This window comes from Oleiharenicola lentus, assembly GCF_051660365.1.
Lineage (GTDB): Bacteria > Verrucomicrobiota > Verrucomicrobiia > Opitutales > Opitutaceae > Lacunisphaera > Lacunisphaera lenta_A.
Window position 1 is genome coordinate 3,728,198 of sequence record NZ_JBOZXB010000001.1, and the last position, 23,146, is coordinate 3,751,343.

Genomic DNA, 23,146 nt, shown 5'->3' on the forward strand with positions numbered 1-23,146 from the left:
TATACTGATATGATTGAGAAAAAACGCTGGCGAAACCTCGCCGCCGCGTCGCACAGCCATCACTTGGCCATCATCCTGTTTCAACCCGGCCGGCCGGCGCAGTATCACACGCACGATTTTCCAGAAGTGTTTTGGGTGGAACGCGGATCGGGCGTGCATCGCATCAACGGCGAAGAGCACAGCGTCACGGCCGGTGATGTGATCTTTGTGCGGGCCGAGGACGAACACGTGTTGGGCGCCGCGGATGCGCGCGGATTTACGCTGGTAAATCTCGCTTACGATCCGCGCGTCCGGAGCGATTTGCTGCGGCGTCACCCGGAAACGCTCGGAGCGATTTTTGATTCGAAGGAAAAATTACCGCATCGAGCGCGACTGACACCGCCGACGCGGCGCGAACTCGCGGCACTCGCGGCCGACGCCGGCTCGCGACTGGCGTTGGAGCATTTTTTGCTGGGCCTCGCCTTGCAGGCCCAACCGCCGAGGTCGCACTCAGCGATCGCCGGGCCCGACTGGCTGCAGCACGCGTGCGAGCAGCTGCAGCGACCGGAACTGCTCGCGCAAGGCGTTCCCGGTTTCGTCAAAGTGGCGGGTCGCAGCGGCGAACATGTGGCGCGCACCATGCGGCAGGTGCTTGGCCTGACGCCGTCAGATTACCTCAATCGCCAGCGGATGGAATATGCGGCGCGCGAGTTGCGCATCACGGATCGAAGCATCGCGAGCATCGCTCTGGATTGCGGCTTGAACAACCTGTCGCATTTCTACGCGTTGTTTCGGGCGGCGCATGGCCTGGCGCCGCGTCGTTACCGGCAGCAGCAGCGTCCGGGCGTGGTTTAAGCGGTTATTGGAAATTTCGTCTTTAAAGAGAAAAGCGGCTCTGGGTTACTAGCCCCACAAATGAAACTTTATTTCATGGGCGTGGCGGGAACGGCGATGGGCAACGCGGCGCTGCTCGCGCGAGCGGCGGGACACACGGTGCTCGGTGCGGACACGGGGATTTACCCGCCCATGAGCACGGTGCTGGCGCAGAGCGGGATCGAGTTGCACGAAGGTTACAATGTCGAGCGGTTGCAAATGCTGAAGCCGGATCTGGTCGTGATCGGCAATGCAATGTCGCGCGGGAATGTGGAAGTGGAGTGGCTGCTCGATACGCGCGCCCTCGAGTTCACGTCGCTGCCGCAACTGCTCGCGGACTTTGTGTTGAAGGGCCGGAAAAACATCGTGATCGCTGGCACCCACGGGAAAACCACGACGACGGCCCTGACGGCATTTTTACTGCGCGAGAATGGACGCGATCCGGGGTTTCTGATTGGCGGCGTGCCGCAGGATCCACCGGTGGGCAATCACCTTGGGAAAAGGGACGATCCTTTCGTGATCGAGGGCGACGAATACGACAGCGCGTTCTTCGACAAGCGCAGCAAGTTCATCCATTACCTCCCGCACGTGGCGGTATTGAACAACCTCGAGTTCGATCACGTGGATATTTTCCGCGACGTGCAGGATGTGCAGCGGACGTTTTTTCACCTGACGCGGATTGTGCCGCGCAACGGCTGGATCGTCGCGAATGGGGACGACGACAACCTGCGCGCGTTGGGCTCGTTTGCGTGGACGCGTCTGGTGCGCGTGGGTTTGAGCGAGGGCAACGATGTGCGCATCACGGATTTTGTGGAGTCGCCTGCGGGCGTGACGTTCAAGTTGGTGTGGAAAGGCGCGCCGTGGGCAGAAGTGAAGTGGACACAGCCGGGGATTTTTAACGCGCGCAACGCGGCGATGGCCGCGACGGCTGCCGCGCTGGCGGTTGTGCCGGATAATCCGACGCAGTTTAAGTTGGAAGCCCTCGCGAAATTTCGTGGCGTGAAGCGTCGACAGGAAATGCTGCTTGATACGCCGCGCCTGAAAGTGATCGAGGATTTTGGGCACCATCCGACCGCGGTGGCGGAGACCTTGCGCTCGTTTCGCAGCCGTTTTCCCGGGCACGTGATCCACGCGGCGTTCGAGCCGCGAAGTAACACGTCGCGCACCAACGTCATGCAGACGGCTTTCCTGCGCGCGTTGGCGCTCGCCGACGAAGTTTATTTAGGCGCAGTGTCGCGACCGGAGAAATTAAAGCCCGAGGAGCGTTTCGATACCGAGGCCGTGATCCAGCAACTCGAAACACAAGGCGTCTCGGCGCACACCGCGCCCACGCATGCGGCATTGCTCGACATCATGTTAAAACAAACCGCCGCGCTCGCTGAGCGCGCACAGCTCGTGGTGTTTTTCACCAACGGTTCGTTTGATGGGATTATCGGAAAATACGTAGCGGCCCAGACGACCGCCTGACGTCAACTCACTGCGCTTGCTTGGCGACTTTGAGGGTCGTGGGTTTCTGACCTTTCGGCAGCGCGAGCAAATCGTAATCCTGATAACCGGTGATCGCGACATTCACGAATTCGCCGACGGGCAATTCACGCGGGACGTAGACGCGACCATCGATGTCCGGAGCGTCGGCTTCACCGCGGGCGACGCCGGGTTCTTCGACGAGGACTTTGATGGTTTTGTCCACAAATCCCTTGGAGACTTCGCGCGCGACTTCCTGCTGGAGCGCCATGAGGCGATGCCAGCGGGCTTCTTTGATCTTCGGCGGAATCTGGTCGAGCATCTTGGCGCCGCGCGTGCCGTCTTCCGCGGAATAGCGGAACACGCCGAGGCGTTCGAATTTCGTTTCCTTGATAAATTGGCAAAGCTCGTCGACATCGGCCTCGGTTTCGCCGGGGAAACCGACGATGAACGTCGTGCGCACCGCGATGCCAGGGATGCCGGCGCGGATGCGTTTGATGAGGTCGCGGATGTAGTCGCCGCTCGTCTCGCGCTGCATTTTGCCGAGCATGTGGTCGCTGATGTGTTGCAGCGGGATGTCGATGTAGCGCGCGACTTTCGGGCACTCGGCGATCGTGCGGATGAGTTCGTCACTCCAATGCGCCGGGTGCGTGTAAAGCAGGCGAATCCAAAAATCACCTTCGATGGCGTTGAGTTCGCGGAGGAGAGTCGTGAGTGCGGTGCCGCGGGAGGAATCGACGGGCGTGCGCGGGTTCGGGCGCTGTTCCCACGTGTCCATGCCGAAGAAGGTCGTGTCCTGGGAAATCAGGTTAATTTCCTTCACGCCTTCCTTCACGAGGCGACGCGCTTCCTGCACGACGCTGTCGACGGTGCGGCTGCGGTGGCGTCCGCGGATTTGCGGGATGATGCAGAACGTGCACGGGTGATTGCAGCCTTCGGCAATCTTGATGTAGGCAAAATGATTCGGCGTGAGACGGAAACGCGGCGTGTCGTAGTCGGGGATGTAAACCGATTTGCCCTGGATGAAATTAATCGGCGCCTCCTTGGGCGCGTTTTTGCCGCGTTCCTTGGCGTAGATTTCCTCGATGATCGGCGCGACTTTCGTGATCTGGTCGAGACCGATGAACGCGTCGACTTCATCGTGCAGCGAGCTCGAGAGATCCTTCGAGAAACGCTGCGACATGCAGCCGGCGACGATGAGCTTCTGCTCCTTGCGACGCTTTTTCATCCCCTTGTTCTGGTGAACTTCGAGGATGTGGCCGATGGACTCTTCCTTGGAAGAGTCGATAAATGAGCACGTGTTGACGATGACCACGTCGGCTTTTTCGGCCTCCGGGATGACGGCCATGCCGGCCTTGTGCAAATGGCCGACCATGATCTCGCTATCCACGAGATTCTTGGCGCAACCGAGGGAAATGAGGCTGACTGTAATCATGGTCTATAAAAACAAAGGCGCGCCGGCTGGGGCGCGCACTTGAACAAGCGAAACGTGCGGAAAGCGCGCTTACTTCTTGGACTTGCTCTTAATGGTGGCCTTGAGGGCGGCGTTGCGGCGCTTGTGGTAAGCGATGCGGCGTTTCTTTTTGATGTGCTTGTTGGTTTGTTGACCCATAGGTAATTGGAATGAAGGGTGCGTTTGTGCCTTAAAAGCAGGGCGGGAGTCAAGCGTGCGCCTGAATCCTTAATAACGCGCCAGATTCGGGTCGATTTGCTCGGCCCACGCGTCGATGCCGCCGGCGATGTTCGTGACCTGCGTGTAGCCTTGTCCGCGCAAATACTGGGTAACCATCATGCTGCGCCGGCCGTGGTGACACATTACCACCACATGCCGGTTACGCGGCAGGTCGGCGAGGTGCTCCGGCACTTGGCGCATGGGAATGTGTTGGCTGCCCGCGACGTGCACGGTGGCGACCTCGTCGGGCTCGCGCACATCCAGCAACAAAGCGCCTTCGCGAACGAGTTGCGCGGCAGTGACGACATCGACTTCGAGCGGCGTTTCCATGGTGAAGCCGCGGAAAATGCGCGGCAGCCCTCGAAAGGCAACTCCCAGTTCGCCGTTGACGGTGGCGACAGGCCGCAAATCGTGGTCGGCCATGTCTCAACGTTTTGTAGTCATCATGGCGGGTGGTCGCGGCGAGCGTTTCTGGCCGCAAAGTCGCGAAGCTTCGCCCAAGCACTTGCTGCCGATCGTCGGCGACACTTCCATGCTCGCGCAGACGGTGGATCGCGTGACCGGCTTAGTCCCGAAGGAAAATATTTTTGTCATCACCAACCAGTCGCAACTCGAGGGCTGTCGCAAAGCCTGCACGGGTCTGCCTCCGGCAAATATCGTCGCCGAGCCGATCGGTCGCGACACCGCCGCCGCCGCCGGACTGGCGATGTTGCTGGTCAAAGAACGTTCTGCGAACGGCGTCATGGCGATGCTGCCGGCGGATCATGTTATCCACGACACAACGGAGTATCAGAAGCTGCTTGCCGTGGCGTTTGAGTCGGCGGAGTCGGCGGACGTGCTTGTGACGCTGGGCATCAAGCCAACCGAGCCGGCGACGGGTTTCGGCTACATTCAGCAATCCGGTTTGTGGAAGAAATTCGGCGGGCGTGACGTGATGACGGTGAAGCGCTTCGTCGAAAAACCTGACCAGGCTACCGCGCAAAGTTACGTAGAGTCGGGCGAATATTTTTGGAATGCGGGCATGTTCGTCTGGCGCGTGCCAGTCGTGGAAGCTGCGTTCAAAGCGCACGCGGCCGAACTTTACGCCGGCCTCGCGAAACTCGAAACCGCGTCGAAATCCGCCGGCGGTTGGGCACCGGCGCTGGCGGAAGTGTATCCGACGTTGAAAAAGATTTCCGTCGACTACGCGCTCATGGAGAAATCCACGAACGTGGTCGTCGTGCCGGCCACGTTCGACTGGGACGACGTTGGCGCCTGGCCGGCGATTGCGAAACATTTCAAGCAAGATGATGCCGGCAACGTGCTCCGCGGAATCGCGATGGTGGAAGGCGGCTCGAATAACATCGTAGTAAGCGCCGACGGCCATTTGACCGCGATCGTCGGCGCGAGCGATCTTGTCGTCGTGCATACCCCCGAAGCGACGCTCGTGTGTCCAAAAGACAAAGCGCAGGACATCAAGGCGCTGCTCGAACGCCTGAAGAAAGACCCCGAAAGAAAAAAGTTTCTTTAAGCGCTATGCGCTGCCTCGGCATCGATTACGGCACGAAACGCGTGGGCCTTGCCCAAGGCGACGAGATCGGCGTGGCGACGCCGCTGCCGGCGCTGATCGATGTGGATGAGTCCGTGCGCTGGCAAAAACTAGGCGAGCTCATCAAGCAGCGTCGCGTCACCGATCTTGTGCTGGGTTATCCTTACAACATGGACGGCACGGTCGGCTTCAAAGCGAAGGAAGTGGACGCGTTTGCCGCGCGTTTAAAGTCAGCGTTTGGACTGCCGATCCACATGATCGACGAGACGCTGACGAGTTCGGAAGCCGAGTCATCAATCGCCAAGAAAGACCGGCGCGGCATCCGGCAGAGCGGCGTGGTGGACTCGCGCGCGGCGTGCCTGATTTTGCAGGATTTCCTCGACCAGAAGTTCCCCCCGCAGCTTTTGGGCTAGGGATTGAAGATTCGACACAGAGTTCACGGAGTTTACACAGAGTCCGCGGAGTAAGATTTTCTTAAACTATCGCTCTGTGCCCTCGGTGCATCCTCCTTTTTCTCTGTGAAAAAATCTCTCAAAACTCAGCGTTGGAAGTGCGTCGTGGCCTACGACGGCACGACGTTTCACGGGTGGCAGAGTCAGGAAGGCGGCAACACCGTTCAGGATCTGATCGAGCGGCAGCTAAAGAAAATTTTCGATCAGCAGATCCGCATCGAAGGGAGCGGACGCACCGATTCCGGGGTGCATTCGCACGGGCAGATTTGTCATTTTGATGCGGCGTGGACGCACGGTGCGGAGCGGTTGCGGCTGGCGATCCAGACAGGGCTGCCGCGTTCGATTCAGATTAAGTCGGTGAAAAAAGTGCGACCGGATTTCCACGCGCGTTTCGATGCGAAGGGGAAAGTGTATCGTTACCACGTGTTTTTAGGCGAAGCGGATCCGTTTGATTTCCCATATTGTTGGTCGGTTCGCGGCGAGTTGGATTGGAAAGCGATGCAAGCGGCGGCGAAACTATTGCGCGGGAAGCACGATTTCTGGGCGTTCTCGGGTGAAAACGACCGCACTTACGAAACGACCGTGCGCGATTTGCGCCGTCTCGATCTTTCCAAGAAGGGCCAGCGCGTAACCTTCACGTTCGAAGCCGATGGGTTTCTCTACAAGATGGCGCGGAGCCTAGCGGGTGCGCTGGTCAGCGTGGGGCTCGGCAAAATCTCGCCCGAAGGCGTGGCGGAACTTCTCATCACTCGGAAACGCGTGCACGCGGTCGTCACGGCCCCGCCGCAGGGATTGTTCATGCTTAAAGTCCTCTACTGAACTGACGGCACGATGACCTCCGTTCTCCAGCAACTCTGGCGCGACAAACTCGACGTAGTGTTTCCACGCAGTTGTATTGATTGCGGTGACGCGGTGGAAGGCGGCCGTTTCCGCCACGTCTGTATCGCGTGCGAAAAAAAGCTTTTTGTGGTCGAACCGCCGCACTGCACCACATGCGGGCATCCTTTTTTCGGTGAAACCGACGTGAACCGGCTTTGCCCGCATTGCGAATTGCTGGAGCCGAAATTCCGCGAAGGAAAAACTGCTGTGCTGCTCAAGGGCCCGGGCCGGGCGCTCGTGCATGCGTTGAAATATCACCACGGGTTGCACGTATTGGAAGACCTCGTCGCGATCATGCGGGAGGTGCCGGGTTACGCTGACTATGTGCGCGGGGCCGTGTTGGTGCCGGTGCCGTTGCATCCCCGCAAACTGCGCGAACGGCGTTATAATCAATCAACGTTGCTGGCGGAGTGCTGCGTGAAAGCCTGCGACGGGCAAGCAACTGTGCAGGAATTGCTTAAGCGAATCGTCGACACGGAATCCCAGACGCATTACGACCGAGCAACCCGCCAGAAGAACCTAAAAAATGCCTTTGCTTTGGCTCGCAGCGTTAAGCTTAATCCCGCCTCACGTTATATCCTCGTCGATGATGTTTTTACAACGGGCTCAACCCTCAATTCTTGCGCGGCAGTTCTCCGCCGCGCGGGTCTAACCAATCTCGACGTCATTACCTTCGGACACGGTTAATTTCTGCTCATGACACATTTCGCGAAACCAAAACTGCCTTCTTCCAAAGGCGTTAAAACCAAGAACAAAGTCACCACCGAAGGCCTGTGGACGAAGTGCCCGGTGTCGGGCGAAATCGTCTTCAACAAAGACCTCGAAGCCAACCTCATGGTGGTGCCGAAGAGCGGTTATCATTTCCCGATCGGTTGCCGTGCGCGCATCGCGAGCATGGTGGACGCGGGCACGTTTGAAGAATTTGACGCCTCGGTGAAATCGGGCGATCCACTGAAGTTTGTCGATTCCGCGCCGTATCCGGATCGCATTAAGCGTTACGAGAAAGACAGCGGTCTGCCCGAGGCGGTCATCTGCGGCACGGGTAAGCTTCACGGTATTCCCGTTTCTCTCGCGGTGATGGATTTTCGTTTTTGCGGGGGCGCCATGGGCGCGGCGGTCGGCGAAAAAATCACGCGGGCCATCGAACGAGCGCTCAAGAAAAAGATTCCCTGCATCGTCGTCAGCTCTTCGGGCGGGGCGCGCATGCAGGAAGGTATTTTCTCGCTCATGCAAATGGCGAAAACCAGTGCGGCGCTCGGTCGCCTCGCTGAAGCGAAGTTGCCGTTTGTTTCGATTCTCACGTATCCGACCACGGGCGGTGTGACCGCGAGCTTTGCGACCTTGGGCGACGTGATTATCGCTGAGCCGGGCGCGATGATCGGGTTTGCGGGCGCGCGTGTCATCAAGGAAACCACGAAGCAGACGCTGCCGCCCGGTTTCCAGACCGCGGAATTTTTGCTCAAGCACGGCCTCGTCGATCAGATCGTCAGTCGCTTGGAAATGAAGGATCGTCTCGCGAGTCTCTTTCAAGCGTTGCACGTTCACAAATATCAGGCGCGCAAAACGTCCAGCGCGTCACCGTTTGCCGCGGCGAGCTGAGTTTCGAAATGTCCGGCCCGGAGGCGAAATTGACCGACTACGCCTCGGTTAAAGATTACCTTTACGCGCTCAAAGCGGGTGGCGTGAAGTTCGGCATCGACCGGATGCGGCGATTGTCCGCCGCGCTGGGCCATCCGGAGCGTAGTTATCCAGTCATCCATGTTGCGGGCACGAATGGCAAAGGTTCCGTCTCGGCGATGATCGAGGCCATTCTCCACACTGCGGGTTGGCGCACGGGCCTCTACACGTCGCCGCACCTCGTGAAACTCGGCGAGCGCGTGCAAGTCGACCGGCAACTCCTGACCGAAGCCGAAATCGTCGCCTACGCGGGCGAACTCATGCCAATCGCCGCCAAAATCGCGAGTGAAGGCAACGACGAGCATCCGACCTTTTTCGAATTCATGACGGCGATGGCGTTCCTGCAATTCCAGCGCAAGCGCGTGGACATCGCGATCGTGGAAGTTGGCATGGGCGGTCGCCTCGATGCGACAAACGTCGTGCAACCGGACATCACCGTGATCACGTCCATCGGGCTCGATCACGTGGCGGAACTCGGCAACAGCTTCGCGCAAATCGCGCGAGAGAAAGCCGGCATCATCAAACCAAATTGTCCCGTCGTGATTGGGCGTTTGCCCGCCGAGGCTGAGAAAGTGATTCGCGAAGTCGCGGCGGAAAAAAATGCTCCCGTGCATTCCGTGCGCGAAGCGTTCGGCGACACCATCGAAAATTTCCCGCAAACCAATCTGGCCGGCGATTACCAACGCTGGAACGCCGCCACCACAACGCTCGCCGCGAAACTGCTGCCCGCAAAATGGGAATTATCGGATACGGTGATTGCGCGCGGTCTACAGGCGGTGGATTGGCCCGGACGCTGGCAACGCGTGACGCTCGGGGGACGTTCGCTGGTGCTCGACGCATCGCATAATCCCGAAGGCGTGGAAGTCCTCGAACAAAACCTGCGAAACCTCATCGCCGAGACCGGCCGCAAACCGATCATCGTGGCGGGCGCGCTCGGAGAATTCCGCGCCCGCGCGCTATTGGACGTCGTGCTGCGTTACGGAGAGCAGGTTTATCTGATTACGCCGAAGCAGGCGCGGGCGTCCACGTTCGAGGAAATGATTAACTGGGTGCCGATCGCTGAGCGTTCCCGTGTCCATCGCGCTGAAGTCGAAACTGTTTTTCCGGACGCCAACACCTGCACGCTGGGCGCAACCGATCAAACCGTGGTGGTGACCGGGTCGATTTATTTGCTGGGAGAAGTGCTGGAGCGCATCGAGCCGCGTCGCGGGGCCGGAGAGGGTAAGCTGCAGGATTTCTGACTGAGCATCAGGCACTCCGACACAAAACTGATTTATCTGGAACTCAGGAAATCAGGAACGAACCAGAATCGGCGTGGGCTTTAAAGCGATGAATCAGTCGAAGTGTGCTCGGTCTTTTCCTGATTCCCTGAGTTCCAGATTAAAAATTGCCGGATGCTTTCAGTCGCGCACTGCGCGCTTGTTTCCGGTTGATTCCGCTGCAAGCGTTGGCGTCACGTGATCAAACTCGGCCAGTCATTAACCAAAGCCTTTCGTGGCAAGCGCGTCTTGATCACGGGAGGTTTGGGTTTCATCGGGTCGAATCTCGCGCGTCGGCTCGTCGCCCTCGGCGCAAAGGTCACGATTCTCGACAGTTTGATTCCGGAATACGGCGGGAATCGCCGGAATATTCGCGGCATCGAAAAGCAAATCGAAGTAAACATCGCGGACGTGCGTGATCGTCACAGCCTGCCGGAATACCTGCGCGGTCAGCATTTCCTTTTCAATCTCGCGGGCCAGACGAGCCACATGGATTCGATGACCGATCCGGAAACGGATTTGGATATCAACTGTCGCGCGCAACTCTCGTTGCTCGAAGCGTGCCGGAAACATAATCCAAAAATTCGCGTGGTCTTCGCGAGCACGCGCCAGATTTACGGCCGACCGGATTATTTACCCGTGGATGAAAAACACCCGCTCCGCCCCGTTGATGTAAATGGCATCAATAAACTTGCGGGTGAGGAATATCACATTCTCTACAGCCAGGTGCACGGCATCGCGAGCACGGTGCTGCGGCTCACGAACACGATCGGTCCACGCATGCGCGTGAAAGATGCGCGCCAAACCTTCGTCGGCGTGTGGGTGCGGCAAATCCTCGAAAGCAAACCGATCGAAGTGTGGGGCGGCGAGCAGCTGCGCGATTTTACCTATGTGGACGATGCCGTGGAGGCATTCCTCGTCGCGGCCACGCATCCGAACGCCGTTGGTGGGGTGTTCAATCTCGGCGGCGTCGGGCAAATCAGTTTGCGCGAACTCGCCGAAACGCTCGTCGAAGTCACTGGCAACGGCAGTTACCGCGTGAAAAAATTCCCGTCAGACCGAAAGAAGATCGATATTGGTGATTACTATTCTGACGGGCGATTAATTGAAAAGACGCTTGGCTGGAAGCCTCAGACGACGATCGAACAAGCGCTCGTCAAGACAGTGGCCTACTACCGCAAAGAACTCCCGCATTACCTGTGAAGACGAAAATTCTTCCTGCTGATCCCAAAGCTGGCTACCTCGCCGCGAAAGCGGAGATCGATGCGGCGATTCAACGCGTGCTGCAAAGCGGGCATTACATTCTGGGCACGGAAGTGGCGGCGTTTGAAAAAGAATTTTCCGCATGGCTCGGCACCGCTGACACCGCCACCGTCGCGAACGGCACGGACGCCATCGAACTCGCGTTGCTTGCGATCGGAGCGGCTGCCGGTGATGAAGTCGTGACGGTTGCAAATACGGTCACGGCGACGATTTCCGCCATCGGCTCAACGGGGGCGAAGCCGGTGTTTGTCGACGTCGTAGCCGACACGATGCTCATGGACTTGGGCGCGCTCGAAAAACTGCTCGCGACTCCGCAGGCGGAAAAGGTCAAAGCGATTATTCCAGTTCACCTTTATGGACTCGCAGTCGATATGCCGCGACTGCTAGCGATGGCCGCGAAACACGGAGCGACGGTTATCGAAGATTGCGCGCAAGCGCACGGTTCATTGGTCGGTGGCAAAAAAGCGGGCACGTGGGCGCCGCTTTCCACGTTTAGTTTTTATCCGACAAAAAATCTCGGTGCACTCGGTGACGGCGGCGCGGTCACCGGTGCCGATGCGGCGTTGGTCGCGAAAGTGAAACAACTTCGGCAATACGGTTGGCGTCAGCGTTACGTGAGCGAAACGCCGGGCCGTAACAGTCGCTTGGATGAGATGCAGGCCGCGATCCTGCGTGTTCGGCTGACACGGCTGGATGCTGAGAATGTTCGGCGCGAAGCGATCGCGCAGCGCTACTTGGCAGAGCTGAGCGCGACACCTCTGCAATTGCCGGTGGTTCCAGCGGAGCGCACGCACACGTGGCATCAGTTCGTTGTGCGCACGCCGAAGCGAGCCGAACTTCAGACGTCTTTGGCAAGCGAAGAGATTTTAAGCGGCGTCTTGTATCCCGTGCCAATTTATCGGCAGCCGGCTTACGCGAATAGTGAAGCGTCGTTTCCGAATACGGACAGAGCGTGCGCTGAAGTTTTGTCGCTGCCGCTCCATCCCGGTTTAAGCGACGCCGAGGTGGCGCGGGTGATCGCTGCGGTGCGTGGTTTCTTTGAAACGGTCTGAACCGTTCGCGCGGCCAGTTTATCGGTGCAACTTTGCGCGGTGTTACCGTGTCATTCGACGATGGAATATCTCGTCTGGACGCTCGTAGTCTTGCTCATGTTGATTGGCGTGGTGGGATCGGTCGTGCCGATTCTGCCCGGAACAACGTTGATCCTGATCGCGGCGTTGGTGCAAAAATGGCTTTTGCCGGAAACGCTTTCGTGGACCGCCCTTGCGTGGGTCGCGGTGTTTTGGGTTTTATCGGTGATCGCGGATATCGGCTGCACAATTCTCGGCACGAGATGGTTTGGCGGCAGCAAATGGGGCATGGCCGGCGCAACCGGCGGAGCGTTGGGCGGGATGTTTTTCTCGCTGCCCGCCTTGATCGTGGCGACGATCCTTGGCGCGTTCGTCGCTGAGAAATGGCTCGGTAAACGCTCCACCGAAGACTCGCTCAAAGCAGGCGCTGGTGCCGCCATCGGGTTTCTCGTTTCCACAGTCGCGAAAGTATTCTGCGCCGTGGCGATGATCGCGTGTTACATCGTTTCGGTGATGAACCACGCGTCGTGACGTGTGCGTGCAGCGCAAAAAAAGGGCGGTTAAGGATAACCGCCCCTACCTTTATTTGAGTGCCAGGAGCTCTGCGGTGCTTGGCACGTCTTTGATGATTTGGGATGGCTCGGGGCCGACGCCAAGGTAGCGGAGATTGGGGAGCGTGGTGGGCAGTTTGTCGCCGTAAGCGACTTTAACGACGCTGCGCACCATGGCGGCGGTGTAGAGTTGCGCGGCGCGCGGGAGATCGGCGAAGCGGCGCACTCCGGAAATATCTTCGGCCCAGCCGGCGTGTTTTTCGTAAACGGGTTTGAGGGTTCGGCGGATCGCTTCGTTGCGCGGGACGTGCGCGACGCGATTGCCGGCGGGGTCTTCGTAGGCGACGCAGATCAACAGCTCAGGCGCGCCACTGAGGGCGTCGATTTTGTTGATCATTACGTCTTGGAAACCGCCGTAGCGCAGCGCGTCGCCTTTTTCCACGGCATCATACCAGCCCACCATGCGCTGGCGGCCGGTGGTGACGCCGAATTCCAATTTCTTGAGGCTTTGGCAGAGCGGGAGGTCGTCCGGCATCTGCGTGATAAACGTATGCGTGCCGACCTTGGTGTCGTAAGCTTTCGCGACAGCGAAGGTGTGGATGCGCTGCACAGGAATGCCGGCGCTTTCGAAAAATTCCGGCGTGTAGGTGTGCGAGGCGGTGACGTTGGGCGAATAGCCGTGGCGTTTGTCGAGCCAGTAAGCCTGGCCGAATTCGCCGACGATCGAGCGTCCGGCTTGCACTTCGCGGAGCACGAGCTCGCGCACTTCGCCGATATTTTTTTTCAGTTCCTGGCCGGCGTTCCAATACGTCGCGGTGAGCGCGTCGATGTTGAGCGTGAAGGGTTCGCTCCCTTTGAATTTCGAGAAATCGAATTCGTCTTTCGTGAACAGGCCGAGTTCGACGGCTTCGGAGTTGGCGCGAGTCTCGCCGGCGGTGAGTTTTTCGAAGAAGCTGTCCCACGTTTGCGGACTGACGCGGCAGACGTGTTGGATGGTGCGAAGCGCGCGGTCGGCGCGACCGGCGAGTTTGCGGGCGAAGAAATTCGGGCCGCCGAGGAAGTCGGCGAAGGTGATTTGCCACTGGCCGGTTTCGTCCTGGTAGGCGGGCGTGATGCCGCGCCCGGTGGAGCCGCGCGCTTCTTCTTTGAGGACGTTGACGCGGTAATCTTCCCACGCGAGGTCGAGCAAGCGGTGCGTGAGATCGCAGACCATGGCGCGTTCGTCCACGAGCAGGCGGGAGAGAATGGCATAACCTTTTTTCTCGAGAGGGCGGGTTTCCCAAAGAATTTTGCGCGGATCGGCGACGACGCCGGCGCCGATGGCCAAGTGCGGGACGCTTTTCGCGACGACGCCCGCAGGCAGGAGATTGAGTTTGATGCCGCCGGCGGTGTGGCCGGAGTTGGAGCCGCCGTTGACCTTAAAGACGACGGTGACGCGAGCGCTAGTGGTGCTCAGCTCTTCGATGACCTCGGGGATGAGGCGGCCTTTGCCTTCGTCACCGAAGGAAATGCCGACATCGGCGATGAGCTGGCTGGAAAAGGGGAGGAGTGGCATGGTTGCAATCTGCAACCGGGAGTTGCCCCTGTTGCGGGAAAGCAAAAACGCGACCTGCCCCGTCGCCGCAACCACAATTTCAGGCCGGTCGTGTCATCCCTCGGCGGCCGCGGCGATTTTAGAGCGATAACGTCGCACCGCCCACACCACGCCCCACGCGGCAAGCGCGTAAACGGCGCTGGCGAGGTGGGCGCTGGTGGCGACTTTGATCGCGGGGTCGTCGAAGGCGATCATGCCGCCGCCGCGTCCGCCTTTGACGATTTCGTAGATCACTTCGCCGACATAAATCACGAGCACGGCGGGCCAGAACCAGTCGGCCCAGTTGCGCTGCCAGCCTTGGAGCGCGTAGTAGATGAGCAGGCCGAGATTGAGCGCGCTCAGCCCGCCGTAGCGGATCATCTCAGGATCGAAACGATAAAGAATCGCCGAGATAAACAGCGGCATCGCGACCAGGGCGATTGCGCCGAAGAGTCGGTGGCGCGCATCGAGTAACCAGCCAAGGATGAACAACAGCCCGGCATCGGCGACAAAATGCGGCCAGCCGAAGTGAACGAAATGTCCGCTCCACAACCGCCACCATTCGCCCTGTGCGAGCGCGTGGCGGTCGTAGAGCAAGGCGTCGCGCCAGGCGGGATTGAGTTGGATGAGTAACGCGAGTGCCGTGGCGGCGAGATACAGCCACGGCCAGCGGCCCGCGAAGAGTTCGCGCAGAAACCGCATGCAACGTTACTCGCGCGCGCGCAGGAAGCGGCGAGTGATTCCCAGCAAACTGAGCGCGGCGACGAACCACAGGCTGGGTGAACCACCACCGCCGCCACCGCCGCCTCCTCCGCCACCCCCACCGGTGGTCGGCGGCGTGACGACGACCGGCGCCGTTACCGTGAGAGTAGCGGTGTTGCTGGTCACGGAACCACTTGGGCTGGTAACGACGACGGCGTAGTTACCGGCATCAGAAGTTTGTGCGCTGGCGATGGAGTAGCTGGCGCTCGTGGCCCCGGCAATTGCCGTGCCGTTCTTTTGCCACTGATAGGTGGGAATTGCGCTCCCGGCGCTCGCGGCGACGGAGAATGCGGCCATTGAGCCCGTCGTCACGCTCAGGCTGACGGGCTGCGAGGTGATGGTTGGCAACGCCGCTCCTGTCGCGGTGAGGCGCAGATTAAGCACGATACCGGCTTGGTCAGCCTCGAAGCCATCGACGGCAAAATAATAGGTCGTTCCGGCTACAGCGGTAAAAGTCAGGTCGCTGGCTTGGACGACGCCGTTGGTGATGTCGTCGCTCGATGCCAAGTTGGTGAGGGCGTTGACCGCAGTGCCGGTGTAAACGGCCAGCGTCGTATCGTAATAACTGCCGCGTGTATCCAGCACGACCGGGCCAGGCGCCGGAGCGGTCCATTTCCACCACACGGAACGACCCCCGGCATTGCCGGCATGATTCGGTTCGCCGACTTCCTTGGTGGCGTTGGTGTTGTGACCGGTGACGGTAACGCTGGCACTACTGGCGAGCGTCGTGGCGTTGGCGAAATTGTTATTCGCGGGAATGCCGGGAGGGCCGTAGAGGTTTTGCGCGCCGGTGATGTCGTCGTTGAGCAGGGTGTCCACATTGGTAATGCGGCTATTCATGATCGGCGGCGGCGTGATCGTCTGGCCAGCTTCGTCGGGGTGATCGAGGCCGAGAGCATGACCGAGTTCGTGCAGCGCGACGCGACGGATATCGGTTCCTACAGTCGCGCTCTGGGTGTTTCCGCGATAGGAATTCCACCTGCTGGCGGAGTTAAAAATGATGTCGCCCTCGGTGCGCTGATTGCCGGTAGACCAGGTGGTGGTCACAGCGAGGGTGTTTTCGCCGAAGTCGCGCCCGAAGGTGTTGGCGGCAAAGACGATCTCGTTGATGCGGTTGCCGTCGCCGGCAGTGCCAGTCGTAATCGTGCCTTGGAACTGGATGGCGCCGATAATGGGGTTCCAGCTTTCCATGGCGGCTTGCACGCTCGTGCTGTAGTTGGAGCCGTCTTGCAGAGTCGGCGTAGTGCCCAGCATGATCCGCATGGGGAAAGTGGGACTCTGCCAGCGGTAAGGAAGGTTAGTGCGGCTGTTGCGGATGTAGTCGAACGCGTGCGCGACACTCGCGGCGCCTAGCACCAATCCGAGGCAAAGCGTGGCTTTGGAAATTTTATTTTGCATCGGAGGCGAGGGGCTGGCGACCGTTAACGGAGCGAATTTTGCCGACGAAGGAAGCTGCCGTCATGGGTTTTGCGGCAGTGTTTTGGGTTTTCGTCGTGCTGAGTTTTTCCATCGGGAGGGACACATCTTTCTCGCTGTAGATCGGCATGCCGTTGTTACGGACGGCGTAGGTTTGTCCGCTCTTGGCGTCACGGATGATGGGGTAACGTCCGTGCATGATACCGACGAGTGGCGTGATGTAACGCGTCCCTGCTTTGAGAAACAGAATATCCTCGTCGCCGACATTAAAGCGGGGCGAACCGGTCACGACCAACTCAGTTTCACCGACCTTGCCGCCGACAATATCGAGAATGAGTGGAGTGGGTGGGGTGCCGCGAATCACCTCGAGGACTTCGACTTCGACCTTGGTGCCGATGAAACGGTGCCCGTTTTCTTCGCGCCAGTCGGAGGTGACTGATTTGACGACGCCGCGGACGACGTAATCGGCTTGGGTTACAAGAGAATCGAACTCCGGAGGCTGCACGCTCGTGGCGTGAACCGTGGGGGACAATGTGGCCATCAAGAGGGCAGCACACAGCAGGGTGGATCGACGAAGGGACATAGAATTGAGAGGTCTGATTTTGAGGAGAGTTCCTTGGCCCAGCGCGAACATGACAAGATTTCCGCGCGCGTCAAAACTACGCTTCCGGCCTGCGAGCGGATGCGTTGGCCCCGTCTGATCGCGTCTTTTGGGCCGACCCTTAAATTCTCAGTTTTTCAGATCCGCCGGTGCTCGTTAAAGCACACGATTGGCAGCCATCACGGACGCATACCACTGCGCACTGAGCTTCGGGGTGCGGCGTTGGGTCTTGAAATCGTTGTGCACGATGCCGAAGCGACGGGTGTAGCCATCGGACCATTCGAAATTGTCGATAAACGACCACAGAAAATATCCGCGCACCGGCGCGCCGTCGGCGGTGGCACGCTGGAGTTCGCGGAGGTAATTGCGCAGATATTCCACGCGATGCAGATCAAGGCATTCGCCGTTTGCGACCGCGTCGTCGTTGTAGCCGCAGCCGTTTTCGGTGATGTAGATGTCACGAATGCCGTAGACTTCGGCGGCGAGTTTCGGCGACCAATAAAGCGCGCGCGGCGCGAGATTGAGCCAGGGACTGTCCGTGCGCGGATAACTAGCACTGGGGACGACGACTTCCGGTTTGCCGCGTTTGCGGCGGCGAATGAACGTCCCGGTGTAAATGTTGAGGCCCAGGAAATCTGTCGGCAGGCTGATGAGCGCAGGGTCGCCCTTCGCGACAACTGGGCGATCCTTGCCGCAACGGCGCAAATAAGCGGGCGCGTAATGTCCGTTGTAAATTGGGTCGAGGATCGGCTGGTTGGCTTCGATGAACCACGCGCGCGCCGCCGCGATATCCTCAGGTGTCTCGCTGACGGGCACGACGGTTTCACAATTGTCCGTTAATCCGACGCGCGAGCCGCGGCTGCCGTGCTCACGCACGGCGCGGACACCGTGGCCGTGGCAAAGCAGGGCGTGGTGCATGGTTTGGTTAACGACGCGCGCGCCCTCACTCACGCCGGGTGCTTTGCCGCCGCCGCCGTAGGCGTGGAGGGTGAAGCAGCGGATTTCGTTTAACGTGATCCAGTTTTTCACGCGCGGGCCGAACGCTTTGACGATGGTGTCGGCGTAGTGCGCGAAGACGTCGGCGATCGTGCGCGTGCGCCAACCGCCGCGATCTTCGAGGGCTTGCGGCAAATCCCAGTGAAACATCGTCACCCACGGGGTGATGCCGTGCTTCTCCATCGCATCGAAAATGCGGTGATAGAAATCGACGCCGGCCTGGTTCACCGCGCCGTCGCCGTTCGGAAAAATGCGCGGCCACGCGAGGGAGAGGCGGTAATTTTTAATGCCGAGTTTCGCCATCAGGGCGAAGTCGCGATCAAAGCGGTGATAGTGATCGCAGGCCACGTCGAGCGTGTCGCCGTTGGCGACCGCACCGGGCTGGCGGGCGAACCGATCCCATACGGACTCGCCTTTGCCGTCGGAGAACGCCGCGCCTTCGATTTGCGGGGCGGCGGCGGCGACGCCCCAAGTGAAATTACGTGGAAAAGAAAACGGCTGCGAGCGAACGGGCATGGACGGAAAGGAAATTTAAGTTTGCCGAGGCGGTGCGATGGTCTCGCCGGCGACGAGTTGCGCCTCGACGAGGATTTTTCGGCGCGGCGAAGTGGGGTGCTGCATGCGATTCACCAGCCGGGTGAGCGCGGAAGAGCCGATGTGTTCGTGCGGCACGCTCATCGAAGTCGCGCGGCGCAATCCACGGGGCGGTTCTAGGCCGTCGAAGCCGGTCACCGAGCAATCCTCGGGCACGCGAATGCCTTTCGCCTGCAAGTCTTGCATGAGCGGATACGCTTGGTGATCGGCGGCGCAGACCCACGCGGTGACTTGGTCGTCTTTGAAAATCCGCGCCACGGTTTCGCCGACTTCGGTGGGTGAGAGTTGGGGTGAATTTTTGTGCACGTTAATCACCCAATCGGAGCGGAACTCGAGTCCTTGATAAAACAGCGCCTCGACATAACCGCTGAATCGACGCGCGACCCAGTGACCGCCGACGGGGTAAGTCCACGAAACGAAACCGATGCGGCGATGTCCCGCCGCGGACAGCCGCAAGACGAGATCGAGAATCGCGGGTGCGTCGTCGGTATCGATGATGTCGATGCCGGGCTCGCGATAACTTTCGAGCACAGACACGGTCGAGATGCGGCTCGCGATCAACGCGACCGCCGGCTCGGGGAAAGGGTGGATCAGGATGGCCCCGCGCCAGTCGTTGGCGCGCATCTGGCGCATTACGTTTTGTCGCGTGGAATCGGTGTCGAAATCCCCCGGCGCTTGATAACAGACGTCGACGCTCACGCGCTCTACTTCCGCGCGGGCGCGAATGCCTTTCAGGATATGCGGGTAGGTGGCCATCGCGACGTTCTCGCTCGGCACGCCGATGACCACGCCGATGGTGAAAGTGCGGGATTTTTTGCCGCGACGAGCGACGCGGCCGGGCGATTGTTGGTAGCCGAGTTTCGCCGCCATTTCCTGCACGGCGCGGCGGGTTTCAGCGCTGATTGCCGGGTGGTTCGCGAGGCTGCGCGAGACGGTGGCGCGAGAGAGATTTAAGCGCTGGGCGATGAGTTCTTGGTTTACCTGCGACATGCGGAAAATTGGGCGTAATTGCAGTAATCTCGGGTGATTTATTTTATGCAACAAAATAAACAACTGCTTTAATTAATGATGGATAAAATACCTCATTTAAAAACTTAAAATATTGATATCAAACATAATAAGACGTTATTTGAATTGATTAAATCAATGCAACAAACTGTGCACATAAAAATTGACAGGCGTGCACCATATTTCGTTTTGTTGCGCTGTGCCCGACGTCGGTCGGACGCACATTTACCCAACTCCTTACCCCTTGTGAGCTGTGGATTCAGCGTAGGTTTTTCACCCAGAAACCTGCCTTGCCCAACTCGCGCCCCTAACAACCGAGACCCCATGAACCTTAAGCAACGTTCCGCCTATTGCGCGGGATTAATGATCAGCGCGGTCGCCTTTTCGGCCTGGCCGCTGACCGCGGTCGCCCAACAGGCATCGCCCGCCAACCCCGCCGCCAAAGACGCGAGCGTTAAACCCTTGGAAGAGGAGGTCGTGGTGCTTTCGCCGTTTGCGGTGAAGACCGACAAGGATCGCGGTTACGCGGCGACTAACGCGGTTTCCGGTTCGCGCGTGAACACGCCGATCAAGGACATCCCCATCCCGATTCAGGTCATCACGAGCGAGTTCATCGACGACATCGGCGCGACCGATCTGCGCCAATCGCTCGGTTATGTCGCGGGGATCACGCTCCAATCTCAAAACGATCTCGGCAACGCCGGCGCCGCGTTCGGCAGCGTTTACGGTCCGGGCGGCGTCAACAATCCGGAAGGTGTCACGTCCAACATCAATCAGGTGCAAGTGAAGATTCGTGGCTTCATCACGAACAACACGCTGCGCGATGGTTACCTGCGCGGCAATTCGACGGATTCGGTGAACATCGACCGTATCGAAGTCGTCTCCGGCCCCAACGCGTTGCTTTACGGAACCGGTAATTTCGGCGGCGTCGTGGATTATCTCACAAAACAACCGCTCAACAAACAGCAAGGCACCGCGACATTCTCGTATGGCACTTATGATTTCATGCGCACGACGCTCGACGTCACCGGCCCGCTGAGCAAATCGGCGAAGATCGATTATCGCATCGCCGCCGCGTGGCAGGACTCGAAGACGCACATCGATTACCAGCGTAACAAACACTTCTTCATCGCGCCGTCGCTCTCGTGGAAACCCACGCCGACCACGCAAATCCTCGTCGAAGGCGAACTCGGCGACTCGCAGCAAAACGGTTATTCCTTCCGCGCGCTCCGCGCCGCGCAGGGCAATTCCTCCACGCCGATCAACAACGACCAGCTGGAAGCCGTGTCGTTCTATTGGCCGCCCGGCGCCGACAAACGCAGCTTCAATCTCGGCGGTGGCGACAATTACAACGACCAGCAGCAAACCAACCTGTTGATCAAAGCCACGCAGCTCATCACGCGCGAAACCGACTTCGTCCCGGAAATTAATTTCTACATCGGCTACAACCGATCGACGTGGAAGACGCAGACGATGAATCTGAACGGCCAGATCACCGGCCCGATTTCCGCCGGCCAGCCCGGCTTCGCGCTTTCACAAACGATCACCACGCTCGGCGCCGAAAACGGTTTGGGCGGGCAGGGCGTTTCCAACGGGAATCTCCTGTTCGGCACGCTCCCTAACTCGGTCGTGAAATATAATTGGACCGGCCAGGATCAGGACGTCGTGCGCGATCAAGAGCGCGTCGAACTCACGTTCCGCAAGCAACTCTTCCAGGATAAATGGTATCAAATCGAGGAGCAGATCCTCGGCGGTTACTCGGAAATCAAAAACGATCTCCAACTTGCCGGCACCACCACGATTCCCGGTCAGAACAGCTTCAAAGCGCCGCTCGACCTCACCCCGATTGTTTTCGGCAAGCAAGGCGATGGCACGCCCGATCCCGCGATGTATCAAAACAACCGCGATAACATCAATCTCGGCTGGAACTCCGCTTTCTACCTCAACAGCTATTTGAAAGCCTTTAAAGTCGGCGGCGTGAGCGACCGCATCATTTTGATGAACGGTATTCGCCGCGACAAAAACGATAACTGGTCGACGAACACCAACCTCAGCGCGCCCGGCGCCACGCCGACGACGACCACGAGCCGCTCGGCGCAAGTCATCGCGCGTTCGCACCAGAACGGCCTCATCGTGAAAATCACGGAAGGCCTCTCCATCTACGGACTCAAATCCGAAGGCTTCCAACCGAACTTCGGCTCGCTGCACAACGCCGAGACCGGCGCGCCCGTCGGCGCGGACACGGCTAAGAGCAAGGAAATCGGCATCAAGTTCGATCTCTTCGAAGGTAAACTTTCCGGCACGGTCAGCCGCTACAAAGTCACCAAGACCGGCTGGACGGGCGCACCGTGGTATGCGCCGGCTCCGCTCGGCCACGTGCGTTTCAACCCGACTCGCCCCATCGTCTATAATTTGAAAGGCGGCTTCAACGGCCAGGGCGTCGCTGGCGCCACGCAACTGCCGGGCGTCCCGGCATCTTCTCAAGGCTCGCCGGTGCAAACCGACCCGGTCGTCATTGCGGCGTGGAACAACGCCGTCGCCGCGGGCGCGGTCACGGCCAACTCGCCGATTACGAACAACCGTTTCGATGCGAGTAGCATTTACCTGAATGCCAGCAACGCGGCAGGCGCCGCTTACATGGACGCCGTATTTGCGAGCGTCTTCCGCAACGGCGGCGCGTGGCCGGGCTGGCCTTACCAAGGTAATTCCGACAACGATCCCAACATCAACAACGCCACGCTCGACGCGGCGGGTTTTCAAAACGGCACGGAAAATCCGGCTTACCAAGTCGTGGACGAAGCGAAGGGTTGGGACGCCACGTTGCTTTACACGCCGAACGATCAACTTCAGTTGATGCTCACGGCGTCGATCAACACCTCGGTGAAACGCCTCTCCGCCGGCCAGTATCCGCAATATCCGTATCCGCAGGACAAGTGGGCCTCTTGGTATTTCCCGAACGGTGGCTTCGGCCTTGTCGGTAGCACCCTCGCGGAAGCGTATGGCGATCCGGCCAATACTTCGACGCACAAACAAAATCTCTATCCGGGTGACGACACCCCGAAGAACGCGGTGAGCGCGCTTGCGAAATACAAATTCGACAAGAGCGGCACATTCCGTGGCCTCGCGATTGGCGTTGGCGGCACGTGGCGCTCCGAGCGCGTGGTGTTCTCCGGCATCACGCACGGCGGCGGGCAGGCCCAATACAACACCGCGGGCGAATTGCTGATCCTCGAAGCGCCGCAGCAATTCCTTTTGAATGTGTTCGCCTCCTACGACTGGAAGAGTCGTGGCGGTCTTGAGCAATACGTCCAACTCAACGTGGACAATGCACTCAACGACACCGACCTCTACGGCTTGATTTATCAGGCGCCGATTACCGGAAAAATCTCCTACGGCATTAAGTTCTAACTTGGTTTGGTAGCATCGCTAGCGGGGGGCGCGCATCGGAAAACCCGGTGCGCGCTTGCCGCTCACGTTTTCCCGCTTTCTCCGCGACTCCGTCTCGCGCAAACTCAGTCACCCCTCGCGA

The 23,146-nt window shown here is 59.3% G+C and carries 20 protein-coding genes; 12 read left to right on the forward strand and 8 right to left on the reverse strand.

Annotation, left to right across the window (positions count from 1 at the left end):
• Positions 1-9 precede the first annotated feature (9 nt).
• Complete coding sequence (locus tag ACRRQW_RS14610; protein ID WP_438482298.1) at positions 10-834, forward strand: helix-turn-helix domain-containing protein; 825 nt, start codon at positions 10-12, stop codon at positions 832-834.
• A gap of 60 nt (positions 835-894) precedes the next feature.
• On the forward strand, positions 895-2,319 hold the full coding sequence (locus tag ACRRQW_RS14615; RefSeq protein ID WP_438482299.1) for a UDP-N-acetylmuramate--L-alanine ligase: 1,425 nt from the start codon (positions 895-897) through the stop codon (positions 2,317-2,319).
• Between the two features lie 7 nt (positions 2,320-2,326).
• On the opposite strand, the gene rimO is transcribed toward ACRRQW_RS14615, so the two are convergent.
• Entirely contained in the window at positions 2,327-3,751 is a 1,425-nt protein-coding gene (gene rimO, locus ACRRQW_RS14620; RefSeq protein WP_438482300.1) for a 30S ribosomal protein S12 methylthiotransferase RimO, read from the reverse strand.
• A 246-nt stretch (positions 3,752-3,997) separates the two neighbouring features.
• A complete protein-coding gene (locus tag ACRRQW_RS14625; RefSeq protein WP_438482301.1) occupies positions 3,998-4,411 on the reverse strand; it encodes a rhodanese-like domain-containing protein in 414 nt (137 codons plus the stop codon).
• Between ACRRQW_RS14625 and ACRRQW_RS14630 the strand changes: the two genes are divergently transcribed.
• The 9 genes from ACRRQW_RS14630 (at position 4,410) to ACRRQW_RS14670 (ending at position 12,647) form a co-directional block, all read left to right on the forward strand.
• Complete coding sequence (locus tag ACRRQW_RS14630; protein WP_438482302.1) at positions 4,410-5,498, forward strand: mannose-1-phosphate guanylyltransferase; 1,089 nt, start codon at positions 4,410-4,412, stop codon at positions 5,496-5,498. The two genes, ACRRQW_RS14625 and ACRRQW_RS14630, sit on opposite strands and share 2 nt — an antisense overlap.
• A 5-nt stretch (positions 5,499-5,503) precedes the next feature.
• A complete protein-coding gene (gene ruvX, locus ACRRQW_RS14635) occupies positions 5,504-5,929 on the forward strand; it encodes a Holliday junction resolvase RuvX (RefSeq protein WP_438482303.1) in 426 nt (141 codons plus the stop codon).
• Positions 5,930-6,034: 105 nt separating this feature from the next.
• On the forward strand, positions 6,035-6,787 hold the full coding sequence (truA, locus tag ACRRQW_RS14640) for a tRNA pseudouridine(38-40) synthase TruA (RefSeq protein ID WP_438482304.1): 753 nt from the start codon (positions 6,035-6,037) through the stop codon (positions 6,785-6,787).
• A gap of 12 nt (positions 6,788-6,799) precedes the next feature.
• Positions 6,800-7,534 (forward strand): double zinc ribbon domain-containing protein, encoded by a 735-nt coding sequence (locus ACRRQW_RS14645; RefSeq protein ID WP_438482305.1) that lies wholly within the window; start codon positions 6,800-6,802, stop codon positions 7,532-7,534.
• A gap of 9 nt (positions 7,535-7,543) precedes the next feature.
• A complete protein-coding gene (gene accD, locus ACRRQW_RS14650; RefSeq protein ID WP_438482306.1) occupies positions 7,544-8,446 on the forward strand; it encodes an acetyl-CoA carboxylase, carboxyltransferase subunit beta in 903 nt (300 codons plus the stop codon).
• A gap of 8 nt (positions 8,447-8,454) precedes the next feature.
• Positions 8,455-9,765 (forward strand): bifunctional folylpolyglutamate synthase/dihydrofolate synthase, encoded by a 1,311-nt coding sequence (locus tag ACRRQW_RS14655; protein WP_438482307.1) that lies wholly within the window; start codon positions 8,455-8,457, stop codon positions 9,763-9,765.
• Positions 9,766-9,981: 216 nt separating this feature from the next.
• Complete coding sequence (locus ACRRQW_RS14660) at positions 9,982-10,986, forward strand: NAD-dependent epimerase/dehydratase family protein (protein WP_438482308.1); 1,005 nt, start codon at positions 9,982-9,984, stop codon at positions 10,984-10,986.
• Positions 10,983-12,098 (forward strand): DegT/DnrJ/EryC1/StrS family aminotransferase, encoded by a 1,116-nt coding sequence (locus ACRRQW_RS14665; RefSeq protein ID WP_438482309.1) that lies wholly within the window; start codon positions 10,983-10,985, stop codon positions 12,096-12,098. The genes ACRRQW_RS14660 and ACRRQW_RS14665 overlap by 4 nt, the downstream gene beginning before the upstream one ends.
• A 60-nt stretch (positions 12,099-12,158) precedes the next feature.
• Positions 12,159-12,647 carry a DUF456 domain-containing protein gene (locus tag ACRRQW_RS14670; protein ID WP_438482310.1) on the forward strand — a complete coding sequence of 163 codons (489 nt, stop codon included), beginning with the start codon at positions 12,159-12,161 and terminating at the stop codon, positions 12,645-12,647.
• A gap of 51 nt (positions 12,648-12,698) precedes the next feature.
• On the opposite strand, the gene ACRRQW_RS14675 is transcribed toward ACRRQW_RS14670, so the two are convergent.
• The 6 genes from ACRRQW_RS14675 to ACRRQW_RS14700 form a co-directional block, all read right to left on the reverse strand.
• Entirely contained in the window at positions 12,699-14,222 is a 1,524-nt protein-coding gene (locus tag ACRRQW_RS14675) for an adenylosuccinate synthetase (protein ID WP_438482311.1), read from the reverse strand.
• 93 nt (positions 14,223-14,315) lie between these two features.
• Entirely contained in the window at positions 14,316-14,942 is a 627-nt protein-coding gene (rrtA, locus tag ACRRQW_RS14680) for a rhombosortase (RefSeq protein WP_438482312.1), read from the reverse strand.
• Positions 14,943-14,948: 6 nt separating this feature from the next.
• Positions 14,949-16,400, reverse strand: coding sequence for a matrixin family metalloprotease (locus tag ACRRQW_RS14685; RefSeq protein WP_438482313.1), 1,452 nt, complete (start codon positions 16,398-16,400; stop codon positions 14,949-14,951).
• The gene (locus tag ACRRQW_RS14690) at positions 16,390-16,959 is read right to left on the reverse strand and encodes a hypothetical protein (protein ID WP_438482314.1); all 570 of its coding nucleotides are present in this window, start codon (positions 16,957-16,959) and stop codon (positions 16,390-16,392) included. The genes ACRRQW_RS14685 and ACRRQW_RS14690 overlap by 11 nt, the downstream gene beginning before the upstream one ends.
• 216 nt (positions 16,960-17,175) lie before the next feature.
• A complete protein-coding gene (locus ACRRQW_RS14695; RefSeq protein ID WP_438482315.1) occupies positions 17,176-18,531 on the reverse strand; it encodes a GH1 family beta-glucosidase in 1,356 nt (451 codons plus the stop codon).
• Between the two features lie 15 nt (positions 18,532-18,546).
• Positions 18,547-19,599: a LacI family DNA-binding transcriptional regulator gene (locus tag ACRRQW_RS14700; RefSeq protein ID WP_438482316.1), complete on the reverse strand. Its 1,053-nt coding sequence runs from the start codon at positions 19,597-19,599 to the stop codon at positions 18,547-18,549.
• A 342-nt stretch (positions 19,600-19,941) separates the two neighbouring features.
• On the opposite strand from ACRRQW_RS14700, the gene ACRRQW_RS14705 reads away from it, so the two are divergent.
• Positions 19,942-23,025, forward strand: a complete 3,084-nt coding sequence (locus tag ACRRQW_RS14705) for a TonB-dependent siderophore receptor (RefSeq protein WP_438482317.1) — start codon at positions 19,942-19,944, stop codon at positions 23,023-23,025.
• Positions 23,026-23,146 lie beyond the last annotated feature (121 nt).